This window comes from Pseudomonas sp. AP19 (assembly GCF_001728855.1).
Lineage (GTDB): Bacteria > Pseudomonadota > Gammaproteobacteria > Pseudomonadales > Pseudomonadaceae > Aquipseudomonas > Aquipseudomonas fluorescens.
The window spans coordinates 39,797-53,477 of sequence record NZ_LXJP01000014.1; the positions used below are offsets into that span (position 1 = coordinate 39,797).

The following is a 13,681-nucleotide window of genomic DNA, read 5'->3' on the forward strand; positions in this document are numbered from 1 at the left end:
CGCTTACAGACCGTGAGCCATGGCTTTATCGATCAGCCAGTTCAGCGAAGGGCCACGGTCGCTGGTGACTTCCACTGGGCGGCCGGCGTAGGTGCTGTCCAGCGGTGCATCCGGCTTGATCTGTACACGGATGTCGGAAGACAGGTCGTCGCTGTTCAGGCTGGCGCTGCTGACGATGGTGCCCGTGCGGACCTGTTCTTCGTCGGCGACCTGGAAGCTCACCGGCGTGCCTGGGCGCACGTCGGCGAACTGGCGATAGGTGAAGCGCGCTTCTACGTTGGCCAGGCTGCCGCGTGGCACCAGTCGGAAGATCACGTCGCCCTTGTTGGCGTACTGACCGTCGGCGACCAGTTGCTGGGCGACGACGCAATCGCACGGCGAGGTCAGGGTGCCGGTCATTTGCTTGCCGAACAGTTCTTCGACCTTGGCCGGTTGCAACTGCTCTTCGTCCAGATGGCCCTTGAGCACATCGAGCATGCTGGTGCTGAACGTCGCCAGTGGCGCGCCTTTGGCCGCGACCGCGTCACCTTTGAGCAGGCTTTGTACGGTGCCGTCACGCGGCATGGTCACGTTCATGCCGGGCACGCTGACCAGGCCAGCCTGGGCGTGGCTGACGAAGTACATGCCGTAGACCGACTTGAACACAAAACCGAACGCGGCGAGGCCGACAATGAAGATCCCGGCGCTGAACACCACGGCGCGCAGGCGGCCGAACGCGGTCATGCCGCTGCCGCCGTCCTTGACCTTGCGCGCCTTGGTGAAGTTGTCGCGTTGCAGGGTGGCCAGTACGTCGCCCATGGTCACGATGTCGCCGGACAAGTGCGACGTGATCAGGTGGCGCAGGGTGGAAATATCCTGGGCGTCGAGGTTCTGGAACTGGCAACCGGTGCGGCCGCTCTGGCGGTCGTAGGAGCGAATCTGCAGCTCTACATCCATCGCCAAACCGAGGTTATCGATCACGAACTGCAGGCGGCCCTTGTGCACTTCACCGACGGTCAGTGGCTGGGTGGCGGTGAACGCCAGGCCACCGGCGGACAGGTCGATTACCCGTGCTTCGGTCTGGGTACGGTCGGTGTTGAAGAAGCGCAGCTTGGCCGGGATTTTCACCCGGGCATGTTGGCGCTGGGCTTCGGATTCGTGGACAACATTGGCGTTTACTGGGCTGTTCATATGTTCGATTTCCTAGTTAATTCAGGCTTGGCTGGGTCAGACCATCATCAGCAACACGGCGACGAAAATGCTGCCGGCGGAGAAGGTCATGGTCCGAGACGACCAGGTGTTGAACCAACGTTGAAAGCTGGCCAAATCGCGGGTCAGTTTGGTGTCCTGGCGGGTCCAGGACTGTTGATCAAGGCGGAAGAACACGTAGATCTTCACCAGCGCGCCCATGATCTGGTTGTAATAGAGAATCACCGGGTACGCCGGGCCGATGGTGTGGCCGGAGCACGACAGCAACAGGGTCAGGATCAGGCGCGTTATGCCGATCCACAGCAGGTACGCAAGGATGAACGCGCCGCCGTACTTGAAGGTGGCGATGACGGCCACGGTCAGGCCGAGCAGGGAGGTCCACATCGACACGCGCTGGTCGAACAGCACCACGCTGGTGAACAGGCCCAGGCGGCGTACGCCGAGGCCGAGGGCGCGGGAGTTCTGGCGCAGGTTGTTGCCGTACCAGCGGAACATCAGCTTGCGGCTGGCCTTGATAAAGCTCTTTTCCGGCGGGTGCTCCACGGTGTTGATCGCGGCGTCCGGCACGTAGAAGGTGTCGTAACCGAGGCGCATCAGGCTGAACCAGCTGGACTTGTCATCGCCGGTCAAAAACTTGAAGCGGCCCAGGCGCCAGTGTTGCAGCGAGTCGCTTTCCACATCGGCGATAAAGCCCGGGTCGGTGACCACGCTGGCACGGAACACCGACATGCGTCCGGTCATGGTCAGCACGCGCTTGGACAGGGCCATGGAGCACATGTTGATGTGGCGCTGGGCGAAGCGCAGTTTGTGCCACTCGCTCATGATGTAGCCGCCGCGCACTTCGCAGAACTCGTTGGTGGTCAGGCCGCCGACGTTGCCGAACAGTTGGAACCACGGCACGGTCTTGCGTACCACGCCTTCGGCGAGCACGGTGTCGCCATCGATCACGGCGACCACTGCGCGGTCATCCGGCAGGTGGCGGGAGATGGCGCGAAAACCAAAGGCCAGGCCGTCACGCTTGCCGGTGCCGGCGATGCGCACGAAGTCGAGCTTTACGTGGTCCGGCGGGTTCATGCGTTCCCACAGGCTTTTCACCAGCAGTTCATCGGACATTTCCACCAGCGAGCAGACCACGGTGGTGGGGAAGCCGCATTCGATGGCCTCGCGAATGACCGAGCTGTAGACCTGGGCGGTGGTCAGCGCATCGATACGGAAGCTGGTGACCATGAGGAACACATGGGACGGGTCTGCCGCCTTGCCCAGCTTGCGCACCTTGCGCCGCAGGTGGGGGTAGACCACGTACAGGAACAGCATGCCGCGAAAGAAATGCGTAGCACCCATCGAGTAGCGCCAGATACCGACGGCGCCAATCAGGAAAATAAAATTCTTCGACTCTGAGTCGAACGTACTCGCCGGCAACAGCAGGGCGAGTCCCATCAGCAGGCTGAGAAAGAACAGCCAGCCGGCCGATTGCAGCAGTACATGTTTTAACTTGGACATAAGCGTCATCCGGAAGGGAAGGAGGCTTCAGGCTGCAAGCGCTGGGGATGAAGACACCTGCAGCCCGAAACTTGCCGTCGCTGTTACCAGCAAATACCTTCGGTGCGGCCACTTACGCTGGTGGCCTTGGACATGAAGCCCACCAGGTCGACCACTTGCTTGCCGTGCGGCGCGTTATGCGCCAGGGCACGGAATTTCTCATCACGGTTGCCGAGGATGATCACGTCGGAGTTGTTGATCACCTCATCGAAGTCCGAGTTGAGCAGGGACGACACGTGCGGGATCTTGCCTTCGATGTAGTCCTTGTTCGCGCCGTGCACACGGGCGTATTCGACGTTGCTGTCGTAGATGCTCAGGTCGAAGCCTTTGCCGATCAGCATTTCCGCGAGCTCGACCAGTGGGCTTTCGCGCAGGTCGTCAGTGCCGGCCTTGAAACTCAGGCCCAGCAGGGCGACTTTGCGTTTGTCATGGCCGGCGACGATGTCGAAGGCGTTCTGTACCTGGGACTCGTTGCTGCGCATCAGCGAGTTCAGCAGCGGCGCTTCCACGTCCAGGGAACCGGCGCGGTAGGTCAGGGCACGCACGTCTTTGGGCAGGCACGAGCCGCCAAACGCGAAACCTGGGCGCATGTAGTACTGGGACAGGTTGAGGGTCTTGTCCTGGCACACCACTTCCATCACTTCACGGCCATCGACGCCGACGGCCTTGGCGATGTTGCCGATCTCGTTGGCGAAGGTGACTTTGGTGGCGTGCCACACGTTGCAGGTGTACTTGATCATTTCGGCGACGGCGATGTCCTTGCGGATGATCGGCGCGTCGAGTTCTTCGTACAGCGACTGCAGGACATCGCCGGAGGCTTTGTCGAACTCACCGATGACGGTCATTGGCGGCAGGTCGTAGTCGGCGATGGCGGTGGATTCGCGCAGGAATTCCGGGTTGACCGCGACACCGAAGTCGACGCCGGCTTTTTTGCCGGAGCAGTCTTCGAGGATCGGGATCACCACGTTGGCCACCGTGCCTGGCAATACGGTGCTGCGCACCACGATGGTGTGGCGAGTGGTCTTGTCACGCAGGACAAACCCGATCTCGCGGCATACCGACTCGATGTAGTTGAGTTCCAGGTCGCCATTTTTCTTGCTCGGCGTGCCGACACAGATCATCGACAGGTCGGTATCGCGAATGGCGTCGGCGAAGTTGGTCGTGCCGCGCAGTCGACCGTTTGCGATGCCTTGGCTCAACAGTTCGCCCAGACCCGGTTCAACGATGGGCGATTTGCCGGCATTGATCAGGTCGATCTTATCCTTGGAGATGTCTACACCGACCACTTCATGGCCACGGGCAGACAGGCAACCGGCGCAGACTGCGCCAACGTAACCCAAACCAAATATGCTAATGCGCATCGCATTTACCTCAATATTAATCATGCCAATTAGATGGCCGGAGTTCATGTTTGCAAGCGTCACTGATGCCACGAAAGTTGGGCGAATAGACGCCGACTTATCGTGTACAGGCATGTTAAATAACGAGTGACTAATCATTGCACTCAAGTTGTGCGAAACGTGGCCTTGTTATTGGGGCCTGCCCTGAAATGCAGCCGGCCTTCTTGGGAGAAGCGCCTGGCGCCAGTGCCGCAGGGCTTTGATAGAGGCATTAAGCCTTTACTTATCAACGCCTTGGGTTGTCTCACTGACCCATTAGGGGAGGCTGAGCCTTGGCCTTATAGTGCGTGGCAATTCATCCTTGTCGCCGTTATTAATTAATCGGTTGGTAATATGACCCCTGAGTCAAAGTTGAATATGACAACTTTGCTACTTCCGTTGGTCGCCATGTAAGTCATCTCTTACAGCTACAGAGAATTTCGTTACCGGTGGTATGAGCGGTGCATCAGGATGAAGTTCCTGGCCGCTCATCCTGTTTCCAGAAATTTCTTGAAATATTAGAAAAGATGGCACTGGTACTATATTGATAGCACTTGCTATTTGGGCGAGTGGTTATGGGGAGTTGAAGAGAGGGGATAGTTTTGTGCCACTAGTGTTTTAAAAAAGTGGTGCCACTACGAAAAAAAATGACGAATGTCGAGTGAAAGATTTGTTAGGAATTTACTTGATGATTTTTTGGCGCCAAATAAATGACTATTTTGGGTTTGGAATGCGAACAAAATGTGGGAGCGGGCTTGCTCGCGAATGCGGTGTATCAGTCAGAATATCTGTTACTGACAGACCGCATTCGCGAGCAAGCCCGCTCCCACATTGGATCTTTAGCGTTGGTGAGGACGTATCAGGGCGCTATTCCGGTGCGTGATCGCGCAAAAACACCAAATTGTCCGGCTTGGACTGCTCGGCATTGAAGCGATAACCCTGCACATCAAATTGCTTGAGCTTGGCCGGGTCGTTGATGCGCTCTTCGATCACAAAGCGGCTCATCATGCCCCGCGCTTTTTTGGCGTAGAAGCTGATGATCTTGTACTGGCCGTTCTTCAGGTCCTTGAATTCGGTGTTGATGATCCGCGCGTTCAGGGCCGTGCGCTTGACCGCCGAGAAGTATTCGTTGGAGGCCAGGTTGAGCAGCAGGTCATCGCCTTGGTCGGCCAGCGCTTCATTCAACCACTCGCTGATGCGCGTGCCCCAGAACGCGTAGAGGTCCTTGCCACGGGCGTTGGCCAGTTTGGTGCCCATCTCCAGGCGGTACGGCATCATCAGGTCCAGCGGGCGCAGCAGGCCGTAGAGGCCCGAGAGCATGCGCAGGTGGTCCTGGGCGTAGCTGAAGTCGGCATCGCTGAACGTTTCGGCGTTCAGGCCGGTGTAGACATCGCCTTTGAACGCCAGCAGGGCCTGCTTGGCATTGGCCGGCGTGAAGGCCGGCGTCCAGCTGCCGAAGCGGGCGGCGTTGAGGCCACCGATTTTATCGGAGACGTGCATCAACTCGCTGATTTGCGCCGGGCTCAGTTCACGCAATTGTTCGATCAGCTCTTGGGAGTGGTCGAGGTATTGCGGCTGGGTGAAGCGCGGGGTGACCGGCTGTGACTCGAAGTCGAGGGTTTTGGCGGGGGAAATCACCATCAGCATGAAGTTGGCTCCTGAATTCGTGGCGTGTCGCGTGGGCGGGATTCTAGGGGGTTGGGGGGTTAGACTCCACCTATGATGGTGATAGGGCGCTGCTTTGTCGTTGGTGTACATATCCGTTGCTGCGGTAACGGCGGCTTAGGGTTCCGCTCTTACGGCGGGTCACTTTTTTACAAACGCCTAAAAAAGTAACCAAAAAACGCTTTGCCCCACCACTCGATGCCTCGCCCAGGCTCGGCATGCCCGCACTCCGGCCATCGTGGTTAACGGGGCCTGTCAGATCAAGATCAACAGCAAATCAAAAGCAGAGCACGGCGGCCTGGTAGCCGACCTGAGTGGTAGAAGCAAAAGCAGGGCAAAAGCACAGCAGGGGCAGATCAGAAGCAGAACTGCTTTTCTGTGGGAGCTGGCTTACCTGCATACAGACACCTCGGTACATCAGGCCTACCCAGTTGATGCTATCGCAGCGGTTCGGCGGTCCGACAAGCCAGCTCCCCCATTGACCGAGTACAGCCTGAAGAGCAGCACACTCTCTGCCTGATGTACTGAGTTCCAAATGTGGGAGCGGCGGGGCGACGATTCGACTTGCCCGCGAATGCGCTGGGTCAGTCACCCGATGCATCAACTGACACGCTGCTATCGGGAGCGAGCCCCTTCCCACATTCAACCGAGTTCAGCTTCCAGGATCAGGTCGGCTGTCAGGCATCCTCGGCGTTGCTTTTGATCTACACCACTGAGGTCGGCAACCGGGGCGCCGTGCACTGCTTTTGATCTTAGGCGGCCCGCTCCGTACAGGCTCTATCAAACGTGACCCGCTGTAAGCCCGGAACCCTGAGTGGCCGTTACCCAAACAACGGATATACACACCAACCCAGTAGCTCCCCCAGGTGATCGGCTATAGTGCCCGACAACTCTGGAAAGGGAGACCCTGTGTGCGAATTGCGTTTTTACTGTCGGCTTGTTTGCTGTGCTTGGGCGCCCAGGCGGCGCCGGTGGACGTGGCAAGCCTGGACCGTGGTGTCTGGCCGGAGAAGCTAAGCAGCCCCGCGCTGTTCGACGTCGCCTCACGCGCCGAAATCCTGATGTTCGCCCATAGCTTGATCGCCAGCGAAGCCCAGGACGAAGCCGTGCTCAAGCAGCGCCTGGGCCTGAAGATCATCAACCTGGCTTCCATTGACGACCTGCGCCGGCAACTCTGGCAGCGCCTGTTGGAGAACTACACGTTTGCCCAGCAAAGCTGCGAAGAAGATGCCTCGTTCTGCTACCTGGTGGAAAGCATGGACGACCTGCGCGAACAGGCCGGCAAGTTCCAGGTCAGTGACAACTCCTTCTATATAGGCTGGGCCAACCCCAGCCACAGTTTCCATGAGCGCTACCTGGATGAACTGCTGCGCAAAGCCGCGTTGTTCCCGCAGATCAGCAGTGAGATCGCGCGTTTTGGCGACCACGAACGCAATGGCGACGAATTCAACGACCGCATGTTCCTGCTGACCTTCGACGGCGGCCCGGCACCCGTCAGCGGCAATACTGACTGGCTCACTGACTACCTGCGCAAGCAGAAGCTCAACGCCACCTTCTTCGTCCTCGGCAGCAGTCTGCAAACCCGCGTGGAGCGCAGTTCGGCGGCTGACGTACAAGCGTTGTACCAGGGCCAGTGCGTGGGCACCCAGGGCTGGCAGTATCGCTCCCACAGTCATTGGGTCGAGTGGCAAGGCTCGATCACGCGCAGTGCATCGCTGGCGCAGAACCTGATGCCGGAAAACTACGTGCCGCTGTTTCGCCCGCCGTACGGCCAGCGTCGCGCCGACAGCCAGGGCTTCTTCCAGTCCCAGGGTTTGCAGGTGGCGCTGTGGGATATCGACTCGCAGGATGAGCCGGGCAAACTCAAGGCTGATGAGGCGGCGCAACGGCTGCTGACGTTGATGTTGCTATGGCGCAAAGGGGTGATTGTGTTTCACGACACCCAGGACAAGGCGCGGGTCGCATTACCGATGTTGCTACAGGCGACGGCGCAAAGTGGGCTGGGTTGGCAGGACTGTCGGGAGGCGTTTCGCTGAAAAAGCTGAAGTGCCCGGCCCTGTTGGGGATGAGGCTTTTTTGGGGCGATTTTGTGCGACATTTCGAAGCAGGCGGACTTCCGACTTTAACGGGGTCCATGGCACTCGGCTAGTGCTATTCGTCATCCTGAAAAATAAACTTCAGAAAAGTGTCAAAGTGCTTTTTTCTGTCATCGTTTTTGCGGTATTACGAAGTCAGATCGCCGAAACCTGCAACACAGGTGGCGTCTTCCAAGACTCCTCATGTGGGCACTGCGCTTGACGTCACTCAGGTGCAGTCGGTGGTCGAATCGAGGCGCAGCACTGTTGTGGTATTGCGTCGACTGGCTCCCACAAAGGTGACCGAGTATGGATGATCATGGACGTAACCCTTCTTCCGACCAGCCAATCCTTTATGTGCTTGATACCAACGTACTGATTCACGATCCAAACGCACTGCTTAACTTCGAAGAACACCACGTCGCTATCCCGATGATCGTGCTTGAGGAGCTCGACAAACTCAAAAGCGGGCACCACAGCGTTGCCGCCGAGTGCCGCCAGGCCATCCGCCTGATCGACAAGACCCTGGGTGAAGCCTCACCCGAGGACGTTGAAGTCGGCGTGCCGATCCAGCGCGGAAAAAGCGGGCCCAAGGGCTTGCTGTCGATTTTGATGAACAAGCGCAGCGAGCCCAACAGCCTGCTGCCGGAGAATCTGAACGACAACAAAATCATCAACCAATTGATCGACCTGCACGCGCGTGACAAGGACCTGCGCCTGGTGCTGGTGACCAAAGACATCAATATGCGCCTCAAGGCACGAGCGTGTGGGATCGCTGCCGAGGACTACAGTACCGACCAACTGGTCGACGACGTGTCGATGCTGTCGCGTGGTTATCACACCATGACCGGCTCGTTCTGGGACCGCGTCAGCAAAGTCGAAACCCGTCAGGACCATGGCCGCACCTGGCACCAGGTACAGCTGACCGACAACCTGCCGGCCGTGCATATCAATGAGTTCATCATCGACGAACAGGGGTTTGTGGGCTGGATCAAAGAGATTCAGGTCGACAAGCTGCTGATCCTCGACCTGCATCAGGAACCCCTGTTGCACCAGGAAGCCTGGGGCCTGAAACCGCGTGACATCTACCAGAGCCTGGCGCTGTATGCGCTGCTCGACCCGGATATCCACCTGGTCAACCTGACCGGGGCCGCAGGCTCGGGCAAAACCATCCTCGCCCTGGCGGCCGCCATCGAGCAGACCATGGTGACCAAGCGCTATCGCCGCATCATTGCCACCCGCAGCGTGCAGGGGCTGGACCAGGAAATCGGTTTCCTGCCCGGCACCGAAGCGGAAAAAATGGAGCCGTGGCTGGGGGCGATCACCGACAACCTCGAAGCCTTGCACATGGATGACGAAAACACCCATGGCAGCGTCGATTACATCCTCAGCAAAGTGCCGTTGCAGTTCAAATCCCTCAACTACATCCGAGGTCGCAGCTTCCAGCAAAGCCTGATTTTGATCGATGAATGCCAGAACCTGACACCGCACCAGATGAAAACCATCATCACCCGTGCCGGTGCCGGTTCCAAAGTGGTGTGCCTGGGCAACCTGGCGCAGATCGACACCCCTTACCTGTCTGCGACCAGCTCCGGGCTGACCTACCTGACGGAACGCTTCAAAGACTTCCCGAACGGCGTGCACATTGCGCTGCAAGGGGTGCCTCGCTCGATTCTGGCTGAATACGCCGAGTCCCACCTGTAAACACACCCATGGCGTAGTTGGTGGCTAAATGCCACGAACCACCCCGGATTTCTCACGAAATCCGGGGTTTTTGTTGTGGGCGACATTTGTCTTCGTTAATGCGCCCAGGGTGCTTGTAGTCTTTGTAATTATTTTGTTACATTTTTTCCCGCCGCAAAATAATAAGAACGCTGTGTGACTCCAGTCGAAACTTAACCTCATTGATTCGACGACGTTTTGAGAACCCCCTGCGGGTTTTCCGCGTGACCCTGCCTATTACAAAAAGCCCGATACATCGCTCATTGACGACGCACATATCCAAAGGGAAAGGAATAATGGACGTAGCAGGTAATGGCTTCACTTTGTTTCATCGCAAGCGCAGCACCGGTTCCAAATCAATCCCCCTCACGCCCATCGCACTGGGGCTTGCCCTCTGGCTGGGCCAGGGCTCGATGGCCTGGGCGGATGACAGCAACCCTTACACGGCGCAGGTGCTGGAGTCGGCCTTCAGGAAAGCCGTTGCATCGTTCGGCCCCAACACGGAGGTCTACAAGAACCTGCGGTTTGCTTATGCAGACATTGTCGACCTCGCGGCCAAAGACTTTGCCGCCCAGTCGGGCAAGTTCGATTCGCCCCTCAAGCAATATTACGAACTGCAGCCGGAAAACCTGACCATCGGCGCCATGCTTGGCGATACCAAGCGCCCGCTGGACTATGCCTCGCGACTGGATTACTACCGCAGCCGACTGTTCAGCAACAGTGGCCGCTACACCACCAATATTCTCGATTTTTCCAAGGCCATCCTCGCGAACCTGCCGGCTGCCAAGCCCTATACCTACGTTGAGCCGGGCGTCAGCAGTCACCTCAATGGGCAATTGAATGCAGGCCAGTCCTGGGCGGACGCCACCCGTGACTGGAGCGCCAACGCCCAAACCTGGAAGACCCCGGAAGCCCAGGTCAACTCTGGCCTGGACCGCACCAACGCGTATTACGCCTATGCCTTGGGCATGACCGGCAAGGGCGTGAATGTGGGGGTGCTCGACTCGGGCATCCTTACCCGGCACTTTGAGTTCCAGGGCAAAAATGCCCAGGGCCAGGACCGGGTGCAGGCGGTGACGTCCAGCGGCGAGTATTACGCGACCCACCCGCGCTACCTTCACGACACCCCGGACGGCGAGTTTCAAAAGGGCGAGCACTTCAGTATTTCCGGTGAGTACGACCCGGTCATCAATGACGGACACGGCACGGAAATGTCCGGCGTACTGGGCGCCAGCCGCAATGGCACCGGCATGCACGGCATTGCCTTTGATGCGAATATTTTTGTCGCCAATACCGGCGGCACCGACGACAACCGCTTCCAGGGCTCCAACGACCTCGACTACAACGCATTCATGGCCAGCTACAACGCCTTGGCGGCGAAGAACGTGTCGATCGTCAACCAGAGCTGGGGGCAAAACTCGCGCAACGACGTGGAGAACCACTTCGGTAATGTCGGTGACAGTGCGGCCGACAACTTGCGCGACATGACCGCCGCTTATCGCCCGTTCTGGGACAAGGCCCACGCCGGGCAGAAAACCTGGATGGATGCCATGGCGGACGCCGCACGGCAAAACACCTTTATCCAGATCATCTCGGCGGGCAACGACAGCCACGGCGCCAACCCGGACACCAACGCCAACCTGCCGTTTTTCAAGCCGGATATCGAAGCAAAATTCCTCTCGATCACCGGTTACGACGAAACCAGCGCCCAGGTGTACAACCGCTGCGGCACTTCGAAGTGGTGGTGTGTGATGGGGGTTTCGGGCATTCCGTCCACCGGGCCGGAAGGCGAAATCATCCCCAATGCCAACGGCACGTCTGCCGCTGCACCGAGCGTTTCCGGGGCGTTGGCCCTGGTGATTCAGCGCTTCCCTTACATGACCGCCAGCCAGGCGCGGGATGTGTTGCTGACCACCTCCAGCCTGCAAGCGCCGGATGGGCCGGACACGCCTGTCGGTAACCTGACGGGTGGCCGCACCTACGACAACCTGCAACCGGTGCACGATGCCGCGCCAGGCACGCCGCAAGTGCCGGGTGTGGTCAGCGGCTGGGGCTTGCCCAACCTGCAAAAAGCCATGCAGGGGCCGGGGCAGTTCCTCGGTTCGGTGGCGGTGGCATTGCCCACCGGTACTCGCGATATCTGGGCTAACCCGATTTCCGATGAGGCGATTCGCGCCCGTCGTGTCGAAGACGCCACCGAGCAGGCGACCTGGGCTGCCACCAAGCAGCAAAAAGGCTGGCTGAACGGGCTGCCCGCCAATGCCTCGGCGGATGACCAGTTTGACTACGAAATCGGCCACGCCCGGGAACAGGCGACGCTGGCACGCGGTAAGGATTTGCTCACCGGCACGACCTATGTCGGCAGCCTGGCCAAGTCCGGGGACGGCGAATTGGTGCTGGAAGGCCAAAACACCTATTCGGGCAGCACGTGGGTACGTGGCGGCAAGCTGTCGGTCGACGGCTCGTTGACCTCGGCCGTGACGGTGGACGGCAGCGCCGTGGGGACGGTGAACGCGGATAACGCTGTGCTGACCACCCAGGGCGGCACACTGGCCGGTAACGGCAGCGTGGGCGCCTTGAGCGTGAACGCTGGCGGCCGCGTGGCGCCGGGTCACTCGATCGGTACGCTGCACACCGGTAACGTCACCTTCAACCCGGGTTCGGTGTATGCCGTGGAGGTCGGCCCGAACGGGCAGAGCGACCAGATCCAGAGCAGCGGCGTCGCCACGCTCAACGGCGGTGTTGTCACCGTGTCGCTGGAAAACAGCCCCAACCTGCTGTCCGCCACCGAAGCCCGTAGCCTGCTGGGCCAGCAGTTCAACATCCTCAGCGCCAGCCAGGGCATCAACGGTCAGTTTGCGGCGATTACCCCCAACTACCTGTTTATCGGCACTCAACTGAACTACCAGCCGAACCAACTGAGCCTGGCGGTGGCGCGTAACCAGACGAGTTTTGCCAGCGTCGCGCAAACCCGCAACGAACGCGCCGTGGCAAGCGTGGCCGATGCATTGGGCAGCGGCAGCCCGGTGTATGAAAGCCTCCTGGCCTCGGACTCTGCCGCCCAGGCGCAGGCTGCGTTCAAGCAACTCTCGGGGCAATTGCACGCGGATGTGGCGGCGGCGCAAATGGCCGACAGCCGTTACCTTCGCGAAGCGGTCAACGGTCGCCTGCAACAGGCCCAGGCGCTGGATTCCAGCGCGCAAATCCAGGCCAGCGATAACGGTGGCTGGGTGCAATTGCTGGGCGGGCGCAATAACGCCAGCGGTGACAACAATGCCAGCGGCTACTCCTCGTCCACCAGCGGTGTGCTGCTGGGGCTGGACACGGACGTCGGCGACGGCTGGCGTGTCGGCGCGGCGACCGGCTACACCCAGAGCCATCTCAATGGTGAATCGGCGTCGGCGGACAGCGACAACTATCACCTGTCGGTCTACGGCGGTAAACGCTTCGACGCCATCGCCCTGCGCTTGGGTGGCGCCACCACCTGGCATCGCCTGGACACCTCGCGGCGTGTGGCTTACGCGAACCAGTCGGACTATGACAAAGCCGACTACAACGCCCGCACGGATCAAGTGTTTGCCGAGATCGGTTACACCCAGTGGAACCTGTTCGAACCCTTCGCCAACCTGACGTACCTGAATTACCAGAGCGATTCGTTCAAGGAGAAGGGCGGCGCTGCCGCCTTGCACGCCAGCAAGCAAAGCCAGGACGCCACGCTGTCGACCCTCGGCCTGCGCGCGCATACCCAGTTGGCGGTCAGCTCGACGTCGGCAGTGACATTGCGCGGCGAGCTCGGTTGGGAGCATCAGTTCGGCGATACCGATCGCGATGCCTCGCTGAAGTTTAGCGGCAGTGACAGCGCCTTCGCCGTCAACAGTGTGCCCGTGGCCCGTGATGGCGCGGTGATCAAGGCCAGTGCGGAAATGGCCTTGACCAAAGACACGCTGGTGTCCTTGAACTACAGCGGTTTGCTGTCCAACCGCGGTAACAACAACGGGATCAATGCCGGGTTTACATTCCGCTTCTAATCCTGCGTTGTTGGTTATGAGGGGGCGCACTGAGCAATCAGTGCGCCCCTTTTTGATGGGATAAACAGCCCTGCGCAAAATTGAC

Annotated in this window: 7 protein-coding genes; 3 read left to right on the forward strand and 4 right to left on the reverse strand. The window is 59.4% G+C overall.

Annotated features, from left to right (window positions below):
- Nucleotides 1-3 precede the first annotated feature (3 nt).
- The 4 genes from A7D21_RS12550 to yaaA all read right to left on the reverse strand — a co-directional run bounded on the left by A7D21_RS12550 (nt 4) and on the right by yaaA (nt 5,753).
- Nucleotides 4-1,170: a PilZ domain-containing protein gene (locus A7D21_RS12550; protein ID WP_053254508.1), complete on the reverse strand. Its 1,167-nt coding sequence runs from the start codon at nt 1,168-1,170 to the stop codon at nt 4-6.
- Between the two features lie 36 nt (nt 1,171-1,206).
- Nucleotides 1,207-2,688 carry a mannuronan synthase gene (gene alg8 / locus A7D21_RS12555; protein WP_171902614.1) on the reverse strand — a complete coding sequence of 494 codons (1,482 nt, stop codon included), beginning with the start codon at nt 2,686-2,688 and terminating at the stop codon, nt 1,207-1,209.
- Between the two features lie 83 nt (nt 2,689-2,771).
- Nucleotides 2,772-4,088, reverse strand: a complete 1,317-nt coding sequence (locus tag A7D21_RS12560) for a nucleotide sugar dehydrogenase (protein WP_053254510.1) — start codon at nt 4,086-4,088, stop codon at nt 2,772-2,774.
- An 885-nt stretch (nt 4,089-4,973) separates the two neighbouring features.
- A complete protein-coding gene (gene yaaA / locus A7D21_RS12565) occupies nt 4,974-5,753 on the reverse strand; it encodes a peroxide stress protein YaaA (protein ID WP_069551834.1) in 780 nt (259 codons plus the stop codon).
- Between the two features lie 929 nt (nt 5,754-6,682).
- On the opposite strand from yaaA, the gene A7D21_RS12570 reads away from it, so the two are divergent.
- From A7D21_RS12570 to A7D21_RS12580, 3 genes are all read left to right on the forward strand, one after another.
- Nucleotides 6,683-7,807, forward strand: a complete 1,125-nt coding sequence (locus tag A7D21_RS12570) for a polysaccharide deacetylase family protein (protein ID WP_069551835.1) — start codon at nt 6,683-6,685, stop codon at nt 7,805-7,807.
- Nucleotides 7,808-8,155: 348 nt separating this feature from the next.
- Nucleotides 8,156-9,550, forward strand: coding sequence for a PhoH family protein (locus A7D21_RS12575; RefSeq protein WP_053254513.1), 1,395 nt, complete (start codon nt 8,156-8,158; stop codon nt 9,548-9,550).
- Between the two features lie 314 nt (nt 9,551-9,864).
- The gene (locus A7D21_RS12580) at nt 9,865-13,596 is read left to right on the forward strand and encodes an autotransporter domain-containing protein (RefSeq protein WP_069551836.1); all 3,732 of its coding nucleotides are present in this window, start codon (nt 9,865-9,867) and stop codon (nt 13,594-13,596) included.
- Nucleotides 13,597-13,681 lie beyond the last annotated feature (85 nt).

Coding starts and splice junctions, on each gene's coding strand:
- A7D21_RS12550 (WP_053254508.1), bottom strand. CDS start 1,170: ATGAACAGCCCAGTAAACGCCAATGTTGTCCACGAATCCGAAGCCCAG.
- alg8 (WP_171902614.1), bottom strand. CDS start 2,688: ATGTCCAAGTTAAAACATGTACTGCTGCAATCGGCCGGCTGGCTGTTC.
- A7D21_RS12560 (WP_053254510.1), bottom strand. CDS start 4,088: ATGCGCATTAGCATATTTGGTTTGGGTTACGTTGGCGCAGTCTGCGCC.
- yaaA (WP_069551834.1), bottom strand. CDS start 5,753: ATGCTGATGGTGATTTCCCCCGCCAAAACCCTCGACTTCGAGTCACAG.
- A7D21_RS12575 (WP_053254513.1), top strand. CDS start 8,156: ATGGATGATCATGGACGTAACCCTTCTTCCGACCAGCCAATCCTTTAT.
- A7D21_RS12580 (WP_069551836.1), top strand. CDS start 9,865: ATGGACGTAGCAGGTAATGGCTTCACTTTGTTTCATCGCAAGCGCAGC.